Genomic DNA, 19,220 nt, shown 5'->3' with positions numbered 1-19,220 from the left:
TTTTCAAATAAAAGGGGTAAGGGGTTATAGAAAAATAATTTCTTGTATCTCTAAAGTAGGGTTATCACTAGAAGGAAGCTGTAAAAAAGTTTCTCTAATATTAAAGGATTGACCTACCGTATAGTCAGAATATGTATGCATCCAATCTTGACCATTTGCTACTAAAAGACCTACTCCATTAGTTGGTGTAGATCCTTGATTGGCAACCTTAAATCCTCTGAACATAGCACGTGGGCCAAGTGAACTAGGTAGTTGAGGAACTTCATTACATTTAACTGTTTTATATGAAGACACAGGGTACTGATATGTAGGAATACTCCACTGAACATCAGTAGTAGGTAAATAAGGAAACAATGGTGGTAGAGGACCACCAGAAGGATGCAGCCGTTCTGGATTACGTATCATTGTATATTTACTTGATGGAGCAGGACAATAATTAAATTCATTTATATCAGTAGGATGAAAATTACTAAATGTAATAAATTCACCAGGTTTTAATTGAATATAATGACCGACAACAGCATGAAGATAGGGTCCTGGGTTTATAGCTGGGTCAGAAAATATCATCTCTAGTGCGTAAAGATTTTTAATAACAGTAGAAGAATTTCGTATGGTTAAAATTCTAGTTGCAAAACTTGTACTAGTGAATGCAAGAACAAATAATAGTGTTATAATTTTTTTCATAGCTGTTAACTGTTTGTTATTTCTAAATATTTTGTTAATGCATAGGTCATGATATCTTCTTGTGTGGTATATCCTCCCATGCTATACTCTCCTATAGAAAGTAAAAATGCCACAGCAGTATTAAAGCTTTCGGTAGAGTGTAAAAATTGCTTGATATCAATTCTACCATGTATAAAGTCCATATAAAGTTTATCAAAGTCTTTGTATTCTGTACTCTGTCTTATACTAGAATTTGCATTCAATTCAGTTTTATCATGGCTACCATTTAGATTACCATTGTTTTCTGGTTCATTACTGCAACTGACAGTAAAAAATGCACATCCTATAGCTAGGAATAAGATTTTTTTCATAATAAATAATTTTAAAATTGGTTAGCTAAATATAACAAATGTTAATTTAACTTAAAAAACAAATGTAATAATTAACATCAAATACACTTTAACTATACTATATCAAAAAATACCTAACAACTATTCTCACACTATATATTTCAGAAATAAACACCCCCTAAAAGAAAGTTTTGAAGTAAGACGACATCAACCACCAAATGGTTTAAACCCTGATGAAATAGACAAATGGGATAATAATTATGATGAAAATTATGATGACTTTTCGTATGATGAAGGGAAAAATAGAATAACGAAGTATTTTAAAGGAACATTTAAACCAACAAAAAGAATAATTAAACAAAAAGCATCTTTTTTTAAACAACTAAATACAATTGAAGAAATATTTATTTCTGGGCATTCAATGTCGAAGGTAGATCTTCCTTATTTTAAGGAATTAGATAAACATATAAACACTCATGTTAAATGGACAGTATCATATTATAATAATGAAGAATATAACAGACATGAAGAAACACTTAATAGTATGGGGATATCAAGTACTACTATAAATTTTGTTAAACTTGATAATTTAAAAATAAACAATTAAGTTTATTTACACCTTAGATAAAAAACATTTGACAAGATAAATTCTTCTAATTTTTCCAAACCCAAAGCACTTTCACTGTTTTGGGTTTTTCTTTTTTCAGCTTTTCAATAATTTATGCCTTAATCAAATCGCTTTTAGAAGCTTCTTTTGGATTATATAATTCAACTGGTAATCTACTCTCCCAACAGCATTTCGCGCATTTCTTAGCAAATTTGACATGCTTTTGCTGTCATGGTATAAAGATGCTCATTTTTATTTTCATCTTTAGCTGCATGCGATATATATCCCATTCGAATTAAACAATCCATGTTCTAATAGGTATATCGTAGATAGAGGAGAAATATATGGTATTATACAGATAGAAACGATAAATAATGATGATAAGCAAGTTGAATTATTTGCTCTTAACTCCAATATCATAAAAGTTATGTTTAATGCTCGTGTTTTAAAAGAAGAAGATTACCTAGAATTAGTTTCTTGGTGGACTTAGTGGAGATTCCCTCCTCCCCAACAAGAAATGTTGCCTAACAATGGAACCTGCGGAATTATGCTTGCAAAAGAAGGTATTAATATCTGTACAGGATTCATATACTATACTAATTCAAAAATGTGTTGGATTGAGTTTGTTGTGTCGAATCCAAACTATCGCGAATCGGATAGAAAAGAAGCTTTAGTTTCGCTTATCAATGAACTTGGCAAAATAGCTAAAAGCCAAGGTTACAAAGTAGCTTATACCAATCTTAAAAACGCTTCTTTAATCAACCACTTTTTAGATTGTCAATATATTAAAGGGTCTATTCAAACAATAGAGATGGTTAAGATATTGTAATAAAAAACCCCTTTTTCAAATAAAAGGGGTAAGGGGTTATAGAAAAATAATTTCTTGTATCTCTAAAGTAGGGTTAGCACTAGAAGGAAGCTGTAAAAAAGTTTCTCTAATTTGAAACATTCTACCACCCCCTTCTACTGTATTGTCATAGTATCTATGCATATAATCTTGGCCTTTTGCTATTAAATAATCTACTCCTTCCTTTGGTGCAGATCCTTGATTAGCAACTTTAAATCCTCTGAACATAGCACGTGGTCCAAGTGAACTAGGTAGTTGAGGCACTTCATTACATTTAACTGCTTTAAATTCAATTATAGGCCATATGTCATTATTAGGAATATGCCACTGAAAAGTAGAAGTAGGTAAATAAGGAAATATTGGTATTAGAGGTGTTAGAGGATGCCGAGGTTCTGGATTACGGATCATTTTATATTCACTTGATGGAGCAGGACAATAATTAAATTCATTGATATCAGTAGAATGAAAATTACTAAATGTAATAAATTCTCCAGGATTTAATTGAACATAATGACCGACAATAGCATGAAGATAGGGTCCTGGAGGGGTGGTTGTAACTGGGTCAGAAAATATCATCTCTAATGCATAAAAATTTTTAGTGTAAGGAGAAGAATTTCGTATTGTTAAAATTCTAGTTGCAAAACTTGTACTAGTGAATGCAAGAACAAATAATAGTGTTATAATTTTTTTCATAGCTGTTAACTGTTTGTTATTTCTAAATATTTTGTTAATGCGTAGGTCATGATATCTTCTTGTGTGGTATATCCTCCCATGCTATACTCTCCTATAGAAAGTAAAAATGCCACAGCAGTATTAAAGCTTTCAGTAGTGTATAAAAATTGCTTGATATCAATTCTACCATGTATAAAGTCCATATAAAGTTTGTCAAAGTCTTTATATTCTGTACTCTGTCTTATACTAGAATTTGTATTCAATTCAGTTTTATTATGGCTATCATTTAGATTGCCAATGTTTTCAGTTTCATTACTACAACTAATAGTAAAAAACGCGCATCCTATAGCTAGGAATAAGATTTTTTTCATAATATATAATTTTAAAATTGGTTAGTTAAATATAATAAATGTTAATTTAACTTAAAAAAATAAATATAATAATTAACATTTAATACAATTTAGCTACACTACATCAAAAAAATACCTAACAACTATTCTCACACTATATATTTCAGAAACAAGCCTAAGCCTATTAGTTTAATTAGATAGAATATCCAAATCTTAAATCATTTAATGTCCATAAAGCCTTTATGCGGATTACGAATTATTGCAGCTATACTACAAACTACACTATTATAATGACAGTAGAGCCAATACCTCTACTGGATCTTTTCATGCTAAAATTAAATACATTAGAATGATGTACAGAGGAGTTAGAGATAAAGCATTCTTTCTCTTGAGATTGACTAAACTTTTTACCTAAGAAAATATAAATGGAATAGGGTGTATAGGATGCGCCCCTTCTCCTTCCTTCGTCAGGATGACAAAAATGGAAGAGGTTTTTTTATTTTTCAGGATATACGAATCGGAAAAGCTTACTTAAAAAAACGCTCTTTTTTATGCTATCCCCAAGTTTTGTACTTGATCACGTTTTGCACTTGATCCATTTTATACAATTAGGCTAAATAGCATAAAAAAACCCTACACAAATGTGTAGGGTTTTCCTTTTTGTGACGATGACAGGATTCAAACCTGTAACCTTCTGAGCCGTAATCAGATGCGCTATTCAGTTGCGCCACATCGCCTTAATTTTGTGACCAAGTCAGGATTACTTTTAATTTTCATACTGCAATGGAAAACAATTAGCTATCATACTTTTACCTGTGTTTTACACAACTATTATACAGCAAATCGTTTGTTTAACTGGGTGCAAATATAGGTAAATAGATACAACTAGCAAAACTATATTGTAATTTTTATAGGTCTTACAAAACAAATTAAAGCATACTTACTAATTTACAGACACTTAAAATCAAATATTTTTTTTAGATTATCTGTTACTTCTATCAAAATTGCATTGCAAAAATTCAAAAAACAAATTCCAGACCTACAGAAATTAGTTTCTTTCCTTTAATTACATCATTCCCTTTTAAATACAAAACATAGAGAGTGACCTTGTTGGACTCCCCACTTTGTTTTTATCCTTTTTAGAAAATTTATTCTTTTTACTATGCAATTAATATTAATCAGCAATTACCAATCACTTAACAAAAGTACGAAATACCATATATTTTAGCACTTAAACGTATATTATCATCCATAAAACACCCACATTACGCATATATATTAAATATTTTTTAACAAACTGTTGTTAATTAACTTTATTTAACTAAATTTACAATACTGTAATGTCTTTTGAAAATTAGTCCGGAATATTTTATGAGATATAATAGCTGATTTTACTTATTGAAAAGTAGAATTGAAAGAAGAATTAAAAATAATTACCAATTTAAATTTTAAATTATGAAGAAAATTTTATTTATGTTATTGACTTTGTCATTAACGCTTGCTTCTTGTAGTTCGGATTCAGTTAATACTGACAGTGAAAATCCAAATTTAAACACAACATTAAGAGTTAATGATAACCTAAGAAATCTTAGAAAAAATGCTTTGGTTGACCTTAACCGAGGAGGTAGAATTTATTATTATGCAGAAAGAGGTGCTATTTTTCATGCAGACAATAATTCTAATATTGTAATTCCACCTTATTCAATTAAAACAAGAAACGGTGAAGATATTAATGGTATTTTAGATATAGATTATATAGAGATTTTTGAGAAAAGTAAAATGGTAGTAGCTAATACACCAACAATGGCTTTAATCAATGGAGAAAAAGACCTATTGGTTACAGGTGGCGAGTTTTATATAGATATTAGATATGAAAGAGAACAAGTAGAAATAGTTCGCCCTATTAAAGTAAATATCGATGCACAGAATTCAGATGCAGATCCTCGAGGTATGGTTTTATGGAATGGAGATATTGATGATAATGGTGATTTAACCTGGCTACCAGCAAATCCAAATGATTTAATTTTCGAAAATGATGGAAAAGTCTTTAATGGAAGAGAAAAGGAGCCGGTATATGATATATTAATTAATAACTCTCGTAGTTTAGGATGGTGTAATGTTGATAAATTAATTAATTTCCCAGGAGACAAAACCAATGTAAAAGTAATTGTACCATCAAATTTTGATCAAACAAATTCTTCTGTATATGTAGCGGTTGAAGGGCAAAATAATATGATTTTTCAATTGGATACATTTAATTCAGGAACAAATTCATTTAAATTTTCTTCAGATATAGCATCTGTAGGTTTAAACGTTCATCTTATTTTTGTAGCTGAAATGAATGGAAATTATGTTTATAGTATTTTCTCTACAACTCTTGGAAATAATTCAAGTTATGTAATACCGAATAATAGTTTGATTTCTACAACAAACTATCAACAATTAGAAGCAGCAATAATGGCTTTACCTTAAAATACTAAATTAAAAATAAAACAAAATCCTACTTTGATTAATCTGAGTAGGATTTTGTTGTATTACGAACTAACGAATAATGTTTCGTATATATTGATTCAAATTGTTTTGTACTTGATTCGATATAATGAGGCTTTCTAAAAAAAGTAAAACCCCATCTAAAAAAGACGGGGTTTTGTTTTAGGCTTTTTAATAGCCTCTTGCTTTTTGTGACCACGGCAGGATTCAAACCTGCAACCTTCTGAGCCGTAATCAGATGCGCTATTCAGTTGCGCCACGTGGCCTTGTTGCTTATTGCGAGTGCAAATATAAGACGATATTCTGTAAAACCAAACTAGAATAAGGAAAAAATAGATGTTTTTTTAAAGCTATTTATTAATTGTTTAATTGAGAGAGGCTTAGCGCAAAAGTTTTTTTTCTTATGAATCAAAGTACATAGTATAATCAATACATATAAAAGTTTCTAGCCTGTTTACTTAGAAGTATTCGCCCTCTACTTTAATCTAGACATAAAAAAAGTTCATCGTATGATGAACTTTTTCTTACTTTATTTTATTCAATACTTATTTCAATCACATGAACATCAGTACCACCAAGAATTAAAGCAACTTCTGATACTAACATTTGTTCTCCATAATGTGACATTAGCCCCACGGGTACACGAGTAATTTCACCTATATTAATGATGTGACGATTCGCATTACGCGCTACAGGATCATATCCCCCACTCAAACCAGTTGGATTTTCTGTATTTGCATAAAAGAAATCAGTTTTAAACAAAGGCATGTACATAAAGTTAGTTATTGCAGCAACATTAGAAAGACTTGGAACATCGCTACAAGCAATATTAAGTACATGAGGAAGAGGATGATGATAATTATGCCATGCTACAGTATGTGTCGGAGAACAAAATGGAAAATCAAACCTATTATTAATCTGCTGTAACGCAAATGAGTGATAAGGAGCAATCTTTATAGGATCAACAATATGTAAATAATCAAACATGGTACTATTATCCGTCATCACAGTAATTAAGGCTGGGATTTGCAAATCATGCTGTGTATTATTGATAATTTCAATTGATCGAGCAATCCCATTTTTTCCAGAAGAAGAAGACACTGAATTCATTTCATAATAGTTAGCAAAAGCCAGCCCTACAGCTTCCTCTTTATCTAATGGAGGGGTTATATCTAAAGCTTTCAAATAATCATAAGCGTATTGATATAGTTTTCCTACAAAATCTTCTTTTGTCATAGGATCTTTACCAAACATAAACATACGATAGTACTCTTCAAAATCTGCTCGAGTCTTTTCTATTTCCACGTTTAATGTTGTGTTTACATTGGAATAGTCCATGCTTTCTTTTGATTCTGAAATCGAATCACTACTACAGCTAAATAGCATCAATGATACTATTAATACTAACATTTTTTTCATAAAATTAAATTTTAATTGGTTAATTAAACTTAATTAAAAAAAACAATGTTAAAAAATTTACAAAACACATTTAACAAATTATACAGTTAAACTACATCATTGTTATATTTAACACCTTTTCCCATAAAAAAACAGCCATTACCTTATCATCTACATATAATTCCACTTACTTTTAAGTATAGAAAAACTGTATATTTTTATAAAATAGAAATCTGATCTTCAATACATATACAAAATTCAATAACTTTAGAAGAACCAATTTAAATACATTGTATTATGAAAAGAATTTTATTATTTGGATTAGCATTAATCCTATTTTCTTGTTCTCAAGATGAAAAAGACATTCAATCTACATTATTAGAAACAAAAACAATTGATCCCGCTATTGGATATAGCTCTCCTTATTATGCAGATGCTTCAGGTTATATGGATATGGGAGTCCTCCCCAATGGTTATATTAATTACAAATTAATAAATGCAACCGATTTATACTTTACATTTACTCCTTATTTTGGCTATGGAGGTTTTGATTTCGATCCAAATATTACAGACATTTTATGGCCCAATTCACCCAGCAATTCAAGTAATTTAAAGATATTTGATCCATCTAGCATTTATTACTCACCTAACCTTATTACCAACGGGAAAAAATTTGGAAACTTCATTCCCGCAGAAGCTATTACTCTAAACCCTAATCAGCAAAAAACATATACTTCATACAGTGCGGTTCCTTTTCAAGTTCCGGGGTATCCAAACACCAACGCATTCAATTTCAATTATACGGGAAGTATTGTTAGAAATGTTGAAAGGGATATCATCGGAAAAATGGGGAAGCTATTTTTCATCAAATTTGACGTAAAAAATAAAACAACTCCTGTTTCTAGTTCTACTGTAAAAATGAATTTCCCTCACAACTTACTACAAAATGGTCTGCCAACTCCCTGGGTTAATGTTGGGTACATTGACTCATATTTTGGGGAAAGATTAGTTTATCACAAAGAATCACGCGAGATATGTATCACCATTGAACGTAAAAGTCAGTATAAAGATACCCATCATTTTTCTCATAATGGGCGTAATTATGAAGTAGGTATACAAACGAATGCTACGGACGTAATAGTTTATCTAAAACAAATTCCATAAGATTAATAAAAAAATCACAACCCTAAGAAGCTAAGTTGACAAATGTAACGAGAAAATAATTTTCTCTATTTTAAACACAACTAAACAAATTAAGGAGAACTATTTAAAAAACTCCATCCAAAAAGATGGAGTTTTTATTATTTATCCTCAAAAAATAATTGTCAAAGTTAATATGGATATAAACAATAATGTTAGATAAATCATATTCAAAACTGAAAGCTCAATCATACACAAAAACTACACATTATCTTAAAAAAACAGATTTCCTAGTCTGTTCGCTTTATTTTTCTTAACTTAGAACTAGAAGTTTGTCTTATTTCACTTCATTAAAAATCACAAAGAAGCTAACTAATCAATTACATATCGTATAGGGAAGTATCCTTATAATTTGTACTTAAAAAGCTTATCGGAAAGGGAATTAACTATTGATTCTTTCTTACTGATAGGCTTTTTTTTCTGGTTTTAACTAAATGGAGATAGCATTATTTAAAATGATATTCATCCCCAATTTCAATTTATTTTGATGTGAATTTAATTCGACTTTGCCTAAAAATAGAGACTGTTTATTGTATTTTAGTGTAATACACATAAACCAACGTCGTAATCAGAAAGATGATAAGGTAAAAGTATAACGGATTCCCAGTAAACAATCCTACTATTAAAAACAAGAGAGTAGCAATAGCCCCAGCGAGTAAGAAATTAAAGGTGTCTTTATCTATAAAATCGTCAAAATCATCCTCTTCTTCCTTAATTTCTCGTTCTAGTTGCTTGGTCTTTTCTTCCAGTTGTGCTCGTTTTTCTGACCACGTTTTTTGGAGGGATCTTCTTTTAAATTTAATGCTTTTACGTTGCATAGCTATCTGGGACTTCCCATAGCGATAACTTAGGTAGTCCAATAATAAAACTAACAATAGGAATATAAACTTGATCATTTAGAATATTCGATTCAACGTAATTGATGGCGCAAAAATAGTAAACTATCCAGTTACTCCTTTAAAAAAATAAAAAAAGAGATAGTCCCCTACGGCACTATCTCTTTTTGCTTATATTCAAAATCACTAATTATCCTTGAATTTCTGCAAAGAACTCTTCGTTATTTTTTGTATTTTTAATTGAATCAATAATAGAAGTCATCGCTTCGATTGAATTCATATCATCCATTACCTTACGAACAGTCCACGTGCGTTGTAAAGCATCTCTGTCTAATAACTCATCATCGCGACGTGTACTTGAAGAAGTGATGTCAATCGCAGGGTAAATGCGTTTATTCGCCAATTTACGATCCAATTGAAGTTCCATGTTCCCTGTTCCTTTGAACTCTTCGAAAATAACTTCGTCCATTTTAGATCCTGTATCTACTAATGCCGTAGCAATAATACTCAACGACCCTCCATTTTCAATATTACGAGCAGCTCCAAAGAAACGTTTTGGTTTTTGTAATGCATTCGCATCCACTCCACCACTCAATACTTTTCCTGAAGCTGGTTGTACTGTGTTATAAGCACGAGCTAAACGCGTAATGGAATCCAATAAGATAACCACATCGTGTCCACACTCTACCAAGCGTTTTGCTTTTTCTAAAACGATATTAGCCACTTTTACGTGACGTTCTGCTGGTTCATCAAAAGTAGAAGCAATTACTTCTGCTCTAACGCTACGTTGCATATCTGTAACCTCCTCTGGACGCTCATCGATCAATAAAACAATCAAATAAACCTCTGGGTGATTCGCAGCAATAGCATTAGCAACATCTTTCAACAACATCGTTTTTCCCGTTTTTGGTTGAGCAACGATCATTCCACGTTGTCCCTTACCAATTGGAGCAAACATGTCCATAATACGCGTTGACGTTGTACTTCTATGCCCATCTAATTTGAATTTCTCTGTAGGGAAAATCGGTGTTAAATGTTCAAAAGATACACGGTCTCTCACACTTTGAGGATCATGACCATTGATTTTTAATACGCGTACCAAAGGGAAGAATTTTTCTCCTTCTTTTGGAGGGCGTACAACTCCTTTTACTGTATCTCCAGTTTTCAATCCAAAAAGGCGGATTTGTGATTGAGATAAATAAATATCATCTGGAGAGGATAAATAATTGTAATCGGCAGAACGCAAGAAACCATAACCGTCAGGCATCATCTCCAACACACCTTCACTTTCAATAATACCATCGAACTCATAATCAGGTTCTCTGAAATTATTTTTTTGTTGGGCGTTATTGTTGTTGGATTGGTTTTGATTTCGTTGTTGATTTTTATTGCCTTGTTGATTGTGGTGTTGTTTCTTGTTTTCTTGTTCAACCACAGGCTGGTCGCTTACAACTGAAGATTCAGTTTCGCTTTTTGTAGTATCTTGGGCAACTCCTTGACGTTGATCTTCTCCTTGTTGCTTTCTATTATTTTTAAAGTCGCGTTTTTGAAAATCGCGCTTTGTATTGTCATTTTTCTTCTTTGCGGTAAACTCTTTTCGATTATCACGAGGTTGAGCAGGTTGGTCGGCTTTGCTTGCTTCTGCATCTGCTTGTTCTCCTCTTGAAGGTTTTGTCGATTGATTTGTTGTTTCAGTTACCTTCTGTTGTTTCCCTTCCACCGGAGTTGCTTCAACTTCCGTCGCTTGTTTAGCTAGCCTTGGGCGTTTAGGTTTTTCTACTGCAGTAGCTTCTGCTGGCACAGCTTGAACCGTTTCAGCTTCAACCGCTTTTTCTTTTTTCGCAACAGGCTTTGGCGCTTTAGCTTCTGTCGGAGTCTGAAGCGCTATAATTCGCTCAATTAACTCTCCTTTTTTTAAAGTCGACACCTTAGTCAGCTTAGCCTTCTTCGCGATCTCCTGAAGGTCAGAAACCTTCATTTTTTCTAATTGGGAAATGTCAAACATATAAATGTTTATAGATTATAAATAAATGAGTTGTGTCTTAAAAAATAAGAATGGAATTTTTGTTAGTAGAAGTGTCGTATTATGAAGTACTTACGACATAACTGTTGCAATAATACGAATTATTTTTAATATTTAATAGGTTTTTATAAAAAAGAAACCTTACTTTTGTGTGAGTTACAGAAATCTAATCATCATGCTACAGCGAATTCAAACCGTATATATGACCCTAGCTCTTATTGTGCTTGGCGTATTACCCTTTGTTTTTCCATTATGGTACAATGCTAAACAAGAAGAAATTTACTTTATGTTCATTCCTAGTTACACCATTCTTTTTGGTGTATGTACAGCATTAACACTTGTTAGTATCATGAATTATAAAAATAGACAACGACAGTTTGTTTGCAACAGACTGACTATGATATTAAACGTTATACTATTAGGATTATTTGTTTATCGAACACTAACTGTATCTGGAGAAGCGTCAGAAATCGTTTCTGAGAAAGGTATTGGGATGTTCCTCCCTATTGTTTCTATCGTGTTGCTTGTATTAGCAAACAAAGCCATCAAGAAGGATGAAGATCTTGTAAAATCTGTGGATCGCTTACGATAAACCTAACATCTTAGTTTATTAGTGCGTAAAAAAAACCGAACAATTTAGAATTGTTCGGTTTTTTTGTTTTTAGGCCACTCGATGAGCTCCATATCTTTAATATTACCTTGGTCTAACACAAAGCGCAACATCGTTCGAACTTGGTGAAAACCACTAATCCCCGCTGCCCCAGGATTTAAGTGTAACACGCTATACTGTGGATCATATTGTATTTTTAAAATATGGGAATGTCCACAGATATACAGCCCTGGTTTTTCGCGCAACAATTGATTTTTTACTTGGGTTCGGTATTTACCGGGATATCCGCCTATATGAATCATATATACCTTCATTCCTTCACAAACAAAGACTTGTTCTTCTGGAAATTCTAACCGCGCCTCCGCATCATCTATATTGCCATATACTGCACGCAAGGGTTTATACTTCTTTATTTCATCTGTCACTTGAAGGTTTCCAATATCACCAGCATGCCAAACTTCATCGGCTTGTTTGACATATTTCAAGATGGATTCATCGATACAACTATGGGTATCTGATAGTAATAATATTTTTTTCAATGCATTGAGTTTTCGTTTGTTTTACAACAATTAATCAATATAAAAGTGAATTAAATTTTCTATTGCATGCTGACATACCACACAAAATTTATCGTGTTGATTGGTACGCATACGACATTCCAATTCTCCTTTGTAAATGCCATTCCCTGGCAATCCTTCATAAACACCTATTGGATATTTTTTAGCTTGATTCAAGGGAGTCGGCACTGGAGTTCCTTTCTTTAATTGACTTTTCCACTTAGAGTCAAAATCTTTTAACGTAGTGATATTTTGCTCCCAAGGTTCCGTTTGATTGGAAATGAAATCACTCAATACATCTTGTTCATAAAAATACTCATCGGCTAACCCTGCAAAACTATGTCCAAATTCATGCACAACCACGGGTTTAAAATCTTTATGTCCAGTCGTTGTCAACGTATAGGAATTGTAAATACCTCCTCCTCCATATACATTTGTATTTGCTAAAATAATAATATGTTCATACGGAATTCCTGCAAGTAAATCGTGTAGTTGTTTCAGTCGATTTGTTGTCAAATAACGCTCGGAATAAAACGTATCAAAATTAGAAGCTACAGCTGTTTTTTTCCATTCTCCTTTTCTTGGTACACTTACGCCTGAATCTGTTGATGGACTTTTTACAGCAATGAAATTAAAATAATCGCCAAATTGCCCAAAAGGTTGATGTTTCAATATTTCATCTACAGAAACTTTAGCTGCTTCCACAAATTGATTCATTTCAGCCGCTGTATAACCTTCTGCAACAAAAACAACGTTAATTGCCTTCCTATTGTCTTTAGCTTGATGTATATATTCATGAGGGGTTACTCCAGCGATTCCCTTATCGTGAATCAGGATATCCTCAGGTTGAATCCAATGTGTTAACGTACTTTTTTCTTGTCCATTTACATCGAATAAAACGACTTCAACTTTGGTTTTTTGCTTGGGAAATGGAACGAGAAAAACATTTTCAAAACTCTTCGTTGCTCTTTCAGCCTCTTCTGTAGAAAGCCACTCCTGAAAGAGGGTACTAAAACTTGTGGTGTAAATTAATTGATTAGTAGCTTCGTCATACAAACGCACCTGCCCATTTCCTCTCAGTGTATTTTCACTCAAGTGATGGGTTCTTCCTGCCCATTCTGGATAGCGAGCCAATTCATCTAGTACGATAAACTGCTCTTGGGCATTTCCTCCAAAAATATAATCCAAGCGCAACGTCTTGTTTTCAAAATATTGATTAAAATCTTGTGCTTGTACCACTGTGAATAACCCACTACACAGCAAAGCTAAAACAATCTTCTTTATTTTTCTCATCGTCTTTATCGTTTTCAAAAAGTAAAAATAGGACTATTTCATTACTTTTTTTGTCTTTTCGTTTTTTTGTGGTGCTGTGATGTTTCTTAGACTCTTTTGAGAAGAAAATAAATCTTTATGCAAAAGATAAATTTTTCAACTGATTGATGCATGGAACAAAAAAGGAAAAACAAAAAAGCCTTCCTTGTTTTTTCAATTGATTCTCTTGTAAATAAGTAATAGTGTATGCTTATCATCTCCCATTTCCAATATCCAATCTCCCATTTTTCACATTTTTAAAGTATATTTGTAAGCTTAAAAACGAATTTAATTTTGAGATATTTTATCGAATTTGCGTATAATGGCACAGCGTATCATGGATGGCAATTACAGCCCAACGCACCTACTGTACAGCAAACATTAACTGAGGCTATTTCAACTTTACTGCGTCAACCCATTGAACTAGTTGGTGCAGGTAGAACTGATGCGGGTGTGCATGCAAAACAAATGTTTGCTCATTTTGATTATGATCTACCTTTTGATTCTGCAGCTTTAATTCAAAAGATGAATTCTTTTTTACCTCCCGATATTGTTGTCTATCAATTTCACAGCGTAGATGCAGAAGCACATGCGCGATTTGATGCAACACATCGGACCTATGAATATCACATGCACTTATTCAAAGATGCTTTTGTCCATCCTTTGAGCTATTACCATCATCGCCCTTTAGATATTGCTTTGATGAATCAAGCGGCACAAATACTATTTGAATATGAAGATTTTGAATGTTTTTCTAAAACGCATACAGACGTTTTTACGTTTAACTGCACCATTTACAAAGCAGTTTGGACCCAAACAAATGACAATCAGCTGATATTCACGGTAAGTGCCAATCGCTTTTTGCGCAATATGGTACGTGCCATTGTTGGGACTTTAATCAATGTGGGGTTACACAAAATTACCCTTGATGATTTCAGAGCCATCATTGAAAGCAAAGACCGAGGAAAAGCTGGTTTTTCAGTTCCCGGAAAAGGCTTATTTTTAACGAAAGTAGGTTACCCTTATTTATGAAAAAATTAAATTCTATATCCTTGCGTAAAACCTTAGCGTACGCCAAACCGTACCAAAGTAGATTCCGCTGGGTCGTATTCTTCGCCATTGCGCTATCCATCTTTGCTGCGGCACGTCCGTATATGGTCAAAGAAACAGTGAATAGCTATGTACAACCACAAGACCAAAATGGATTATTGCTCTATGTCGGTTTAATGGGTATTGTGCTCTTTCTTGAAGTCTTATTCCAATTTCTATTTACCTATTGGGCAAGTTGGTTAGGACAAGACATTGTCAAAGATATTCGCGAACAATTGTTTAAGAAAATTATTTCTTTTCGCATGCGTTATTTTGACAATGAACCTGTAGGGAAATTAGTCACGCGTTCTGTTTCAGATATCGAATCGATTGCCAGCATCTTCAGTCAGGGATTATTTATGATTGTCAGTGACTTGTTGAAAATGGTTGTTGTATTGGGGATTATGTTTTACATGAACTGGAAATTAAGCTGTATTGTTTTATTAGCCATGCCTATTTTACTTTATGCAACGCGAATCTTCCAAATTAAAATGAAAGACGCCTTCCAAGAAGTTCGTACACAAATTGCCAACCTCAATACATTCGTACAAGAGCGTATTTCAGGGATGAAGATTGTTCAACTATTCACACGTGAAGAAATTGAATATGAAAAATTCAAAGAAATCAATGAAAAGCACAACCAAGCTTGGTTAAAAAATATTTTATATAACTCTATTTTCTTTCCAATTGCCGATATCGTTTCATCCTTAACCTTGGGAATGGTGATTTGGTATGGAGGGATGTCTATTGTTCAAGGAGATAACCTCACTACTTTTGGGGATTTATTTGCTTATACCATGTTAATCAGCATGTTGTTTAACCCTTTACGTCAAATTGCGGATAAATTTAACGTGATGCAAATGGGAATTATTGCAGCAGAACGCGTATTTGAAGTATTGGAAATGGATGAAACCATTGAAAATACAGGTACCATTCAAGCACCAGCTTTCAAAGGAGATATTTCTTTACACAACGTTCATTTCAGTTATATTCCTGGTGTAGAAGTATTAAAAGGAATTAACTTAGAGATTAAAGCAGGACAAACTGTTGCAATTGTAGGATCCTCTGGCGCAGGTAAATCGACCATCATCAATTTATTGAATCGCTTTTATGATATCAATGCAGGAACAATTAAAATTGACCATATTGATATTCACGATTTTGAATTAGCGTCCTTGCGCAAACAAATTGCCATTGTTTTACAAGATGTTTTCTTGTTTAGCGATAGTATTCTGAATAATATCACCCTACATAATCCTGATATCACGAGAGAGTTTGTCATTGAATCTGCAAAGAAGATAGGCATTCACGAATTCATTGTAAATTTACCTGGTGGATATGATTATGACGTAAAAGAACGCGGTGTGATGTTGTCTTCAGGACAACGCCAGTTGATTGCCTTCTTACGTGCCTATGTAAGTAGACCGAGTATTTTAATTCTCGATGAAGCAACCTCTTCGATTGATTCACATTCAGAAGAACTCCTTCAAAAAGCGACGGACTACTTGACGCACAATCAAACATCCATTATCATTGCACACCGTTTGGCAACCATCGTCAATGCGGATGTAATCATTGTCATGGATAAAGGTAAAATTGTGGAAAAAGGAACGCATCAAGAGTTATTGACCTATGATAACGGATACTATAGAAACTTATATGAATCGCAATTTAAAGTGGTAGAATCAGCTTAAATTTATCTATTCATTTCTAATAAAAAAATCCTCCAACAAGAAGAGTCTTGCTGTAGGATTTTTTTATTTTCCTTATTAAAATGATGGCAACGAACTTTTTTTACTTGTAAATCCAAGTAAATAATTAACGCTCCATTTATTCCTATTCAGGGGAATATACCTCGACAACAAATGTACTCAATTTCTGTAAAATATTGCTGTAATAGACGTGTCACTTCTGATATCTCTATAGGATTATCTGTAGCAATGTATGCAACATGATATGGAAGATCAGGGTTCTGATGTATAGCATTATTAATACGATTTATAGAAGATGCTAATGTATCTCTACGTCGCACTCTTGTTATTGGGTCTAACACATCAAGAAGCGGGGCACTTATTATTTGTTCTGGTATTCTGTGTCCACTTGGATAATTAACCCTTGCGTTACCTAAATTTATTTCTCCTTTAAGCAAAGCCTCTGCGTCCAAAAATAATGTTTGACTTTCTTCAGCATGAAAACCAACTGGCCGTATGGAAGTAAACGTCCCATTATTCTCCACAATATTATCTCCATGTCCTATTACAACAACTTTGTTAGGTTGTTCCATATTATAGTTATCTCCTGCTACAATTCTTATGATGCTCCCCTCCCCAGTAGCAGGAGAGTTCACATTAAGAGGAGGATATTCTTGATAAAAACGTGTTTCTATTGGAATACTGCTCGCACTACTTTGTATGCCTATTTTATTGGATAGCTTAGTAGGTTTTGAGTAAAATCCTGTTCCCATCCCCGCAATTCCCAATCCCAGTGAAGCCCAACCTAATTTAGCTGATAACTCTGGGTTGTTATTTCCTGCAGCAATACTAGCAATTCCCGTTGCCTCAGCAGCTAAACTAAGGGTCAGGGATATACTCGCCATCGCGACTCCCATTGCAGCAGCAGAAGCACCAAAGGTTGCAACAGCACTAACAATTCCAATAATCCCTAAGGCAATTCCTCCGCCTGCACCTAATCGGCCTAATCCCTGTGCAATTACCCCTCCAGAGAGCAACCCCGCTGTCCCCATAGCACTGTGCCCCGAAGGATCAATGAGGTTAATTGGATCGCCTGCACAATAGGCATAGGCATTGATTCCACCCGCTCCAAACGAACTCATACTATCGGGACAAGTAAAACGCATCAAGACGGGGCTATACGAACGATATCCATTGCCCAAGTGGTAATGCCCACTGATTGGGTCTTTTCGCTCCCCATTAAAAGCAGGTAGATATTCTTCTGCTTCTCCCTGTCCATACGCTCCATATTGGTGTAGTTCTCCTTGAGAATCACTGTTTTTCACCGACCACAACAAGCTTTCATTCTGCCCATTTGCCGTTAAGATAACATCCTGATCATCGTTGACCGCCAAGCACGTTGCTCCACTTTTAATCCAACGCACTTTCTTATCCTCTTCCACCAGTACTTGATTGACCAGTTCCCCTGCGCGGTAATACAGCTGGCAATTCTGATCTCCCGCTACGGTTTGATTGACCAGTTGATTATTCGCGTTGTATTGGTAGGTGCTATCTTGCGCCCCTTCTAGTTCAACAAGTCGTCCAAAAGCGTCATAGCTCAGGTTTCTACCTGCTTCATCCACTGTCATGCGCCCACAAGTGTCGTATTCCAATTCAATAGTTGCAGGATAAAATCCATGGGAATGCGTCACGCTGGTCAGCTGGGTCGGATCAGCACGATTCTCATAGTTATATTCCGCCACATCTACCTGATAATTTTCCAGCGTGGTCTCCACCGTTAGTAAATTATTCAACGCATCGTATTCATACACCTGTTTGCGAAAAGCCTGCCCATAGCCATCCTTTGGAAATTCACTCCCACTAATGCTATATTCCACCAAGCGATTGCGCACATCATAGGTATAATCTTCTTCTTTAATGCTGTTGCCATTTAACTTGGTTACTTGTCTGTTTAGCAACCCATTTCTAAGCCAACTTCGCTCTAAACGCAATTGTGTGCCTTTGCTGTCCTTGATGATTTCCACCAACGGCTGATTGAATTCATTATATTCAAATTCCGTTTCGATTTTAGTGTATGAATGGTTGTCTTCTACTATTTTCTTGTCTAGGCGTCCCAAAGCATCATAGAATAAATCAGCCGTTACATCCTGATCGACAATGCGACTCACCCTGCCATGCCCATCGCGCTCATACTGCGTTTGTGCGCCTGTAATATCGCTATGCGAAATAGGTTTTCCTCTCAAAGTCCACTGGTAATCCACATCATAAGCATCGCCATTGACTGTTAGCGTTTCTGTTTCAAGCAACCCATAGTCGTTCCAATAGTTCTGATTGGTGGCCATTCCCTCTGCCGATTCGATTAATGCGCCCGTTGTGCTATCGTATTCAAAAGCCTGGATTAAATCATCCGCCTCAATTTGAGCAATGGCATTGCCTAGCTCTGCAATATAGGCGTAATCGATAGCTGTCCCATCGGGCTGAATCACCGTGGAAGGAACAGGAGAAGCATCCTCATAGTGATACTCG

At 34.1% G+C, this 19,220-nt stretch carries 17 protein-coding genes and 2 tRNA genes; 7 read left to right on the top strand and 12 right to left on the bottom strand.

Annotation, left to right across the window (positions count from 1 at the left end; translation table 11 throughout):
* Window positions 1-24: 24 nt before the first annotated feature.
* Window positions 25-684: a hypothetical protein gene (locus ACUTSE_RS06680; RefSeq protein ID WP_445639636.1), complete on the bottom strand. Its 660-nt coding sequence runs from the start codon at window positions 682-684 to the stop codon at window positions 25-27.
* A 5-nt stretch (window positions 685-689) separates the two neighbouring features.
* On the bottom strand, window positions 690-1,034 hold the full coding sequence (locus ACUTSE_RS06675) for a hypothetical protein (protein ID WP_445639635.1): 345 nt from the start codon (window positions 1,032-1,034) through the stop codon (window positions 690-692).
* A 67-nt stretch (window positions 1,035-1,101) separates the two neighbouring features.
* Here ACUTSE_RS06675 and ACUTSE_RS06670 point away from each other — a divergent pair, with 67 nt between their 5' ends.
* Both ACUTSE_RS06670 and ACUTSE_RS06665 read left to right on the top strand, forming a co-directional pair.
* The gene (locus ACUTSE_RS06670) at window positions 1,102-1,620 is read left to right on the top strand and encodes an AbiH family protein (protein ID WP_445639763.1); all 519 of its coding nucleotides are present in this window, start codon (window positions 1,102-1,104) and stop codon (window positions 1,618-1,620) included.
* A 547-nt stretch (window positions 1,621-2,167) separates the two neighbouring features.
* Window positions 2,168-2,449: a hypothetical protein gene (locus ACUTSE_RS06665; protein ID WP_445639634.1), complete on the top strand. Its 282-nt coding sequence runs from the start codon at window positions 2,168-2,170 to the stop codon at window positions 2,447-2,449.
* 36 nt (window positions 2,450-2,485) lie between these two features.
* On the opposite strand, the gene ACUTSE_RS06660 is transcribed toward ACUTSE_RS06665, so the two are convergent.
* From ACUTSE_RS06660 to ACUTSE_RS06650, 3 genes are all read right to left on the bottom strand, one after another.
* Entirely contained in the window at window positions 2,486-3,160 is a 675-nt protein-coding gene (locus tag ACUTSE_RS06660; RefSeq protein WP_445639633.1) for a hypothetical protein, read from the bottom strand.
* Window positions 3,161-3,165: 5 nt separating this feature from the next.
* Window positions 3,166-3,510, bottom strand: coding sequence for a hypothetical protein (locus ACUTSE_RS06655; RefSeq protein WP_445639632.1), 345 nt, complete (start codon window positions 3,508-3,510; stop codon window positions 3,166-3,168).
* A 642-nt stretch (window positions 3,511-4,152) separates the two neighbouring features.
* Window positions 4,153-4,226, bottom strand: a tRNA-Arg gene (locus tag ACUTSE_RS06650).
* Window positions 4,227-4,944: 718 nt separating this feature from the next.
* Here ACUTSE_RS06650 and ACUTSE_RS06645 point away from each other — a divergent pair.
* Window positions 4,945-5,961, top strand: coding sequence for a hypothetical protein (locus ACUTSE_RS06645; RefSeq protein WP_445639631.1), 1,017 nt, complete (start codon window positions 4,945-4,947; stop codon window positions 5,959-5,961).
* A 210-nt stretch (window positions 5,962-6,171) separates the two neighbouring features.
* Here ACUTSE_RS06645 and ACUTSE_RS06640 read toward each other — a convergent pair.
* Window positions 6,172-6,245 (bottom strand) — tRNA-Arg (locus ACUTSE_RS06640).
* A gap of 268 nt (window positions 6,246-6,513) precedes the next feature.
* On the bottom strand, window positions 6,514-7,389 hold the full coding sequence (locus ACUTSE_RS06635) for a hypothetical protein (RefSeq protein WP_445639630.1): 876 nt from the start codon (window positions 7,387-7,389) through the stop codon (window positions 6,514-6,516).
* A 285-nt stretch (window positions 7,390-7,674) separates the two neighbouring features.
* Here ACUTSE_RS06635 and ACUTSE_RS06630 point away from each other — a divergent pair, with 285 nt between their 5' ends.
* Complete coding sequence (locus ACUTSE_RS06630; protein WP_445639629.1) at window positions 7,675-8,541, top strand: hypothetical protein; 867 nt, start codon at window positions 7,675-7,677, stop codon at window positions 8,539-8,541.
* Between the two features lie 563 nt (window positions 8,542-9,104).
* On the opposite strand, the gene ACUTSE_RS06625 is transcribed toward ACUTSE_RS06630, so the two are convergent.
* Together ACUTSE_RS06625 and rho are read right to left on the bottom strand one after the other, a co-directional pair.
* Window positions 9,105-9,473 (bottom strand): hypothetical protein, encoded by a 369-nt coding sequence (locus ACUTSE_RS06625; RefSeq protein ID WP_259189151.1) that lies wholly within the window; start codon window positions 9,471-9,473, stop codon window positions 9,105-9,107.
* Window positions 9,474-9,603: 130 nt separating this feature from the next.
* Window positions 9,604-11,418, bottom strand: a complete 1,815-nt coding sequence (gene rho / locus ACUTSE_RS06620; protein ID WP_445639628.1) for a transcription termination factor Rho — start codon at window positions 11,416-11,418, stop codon at window positions 9,604-9,606.
* A 193-nt stretch (window positions 11,419-11,611) separates the two neighbouring features.
* Between rho and ACUTSE_RS06615 the strand changes: the two genes are divergently transcribed.
* Complete coding sequence (locus ACUTSE_RS06615) at window positions 11,612-12,028, top strand: DUF4293 domain-containing protein (protein WP_036462561.1); 417 nt, start codon at window positions 11,612-11,614, stop codon at window positions 12,026-12,028.
* Window positions 12,029-12,072: 44 nt separating this feature from the next.
* On the opposite strand, the gene ACUTSE_RS06610 is transcribed toward ACUTSE_RS06615, so the two are convergent.
* Together ACUTSE_RS06610 and ACUTSE_RS06605 are read right to left on the bottom strand one after the other, a co-directional pair.
* Window positions 12,073-12,585: a metallophosphoesterase family protein gene (locus ACUTSE_RS06610; protein ID WP_115091363.1), complete on the bottom strand. Its 513-nt coding sequence runs from the start codon at window positions 12,583-12,585 to the stop codon at window positions 12,073-12,075.
* Between the two features lie 30 nt (window positions 12,586-12,615).
* On the bottom strand, window positions 12,616-13,896 hold the full coding sequence (locus tag ACUTSE_RS06605) for a M64 family metallopeptidase (RefSeq protein WP_445639627.1): 1,281 nt from the start codon (window positions 13,894-13,896) through the stop codon (window positions 12,616-12,618).
* Window positions 13,897-14,208: 312 nt separating this feature from the next.
* Between ACUTSE_RS06605 and truA the strand changes: the two genes are divergently transcribed.
* Together truA and ACUTSE_RS06595 are read left to right on the top strand one after the other, a co-directional pair.
* Window positions 14,209-14,946, top strand: coding sequence for a tRNA pseudouridine(38-40) synthase TruA (gene truA / locus ACUTSE_RS06600; RefSeq protein ID WP_445639626.1), 738 nt, complete (start codon window positions 14,209-14,211; stop codon window positions 14,944-14,946).
* Window positions 14,943-16,697: an ABC transporter ATP-binding protein gene (locus ACUTSE_RS06595; protein WP_002986991.1), complete on the top strand. Its 1,755-nt coding sequence runs from the start codon at window positions 14,943-14,945 to the stop codon at window positions 16,695-16,697. Before truA ends, ACUTSE_RS06595 begins: the two co-directional genes overlap by 4 nt.
* Before the next feature lie 146 nt (window positions 16,698-16,843).
* On the opposite strand, the gene ACUTSE_RS06590 is transcribed toward ACUTSE_RS06595, so the two are convergent.
* The coding region (locus ACUTSE_RS06590; protein WP_445639625.1) for an RHS repeat domain-containing protein at window positions 16,844-19,220 on the bottom strand (2,377 nt) is incomplete at its 5' end.

The sequence above is a fragment of the Myroides sp. TSA_177.3 genome, assembly GCF_052691955.1.
This window is presented reverse-complemented; position numbering and strand designations above follow the sequence as displayed.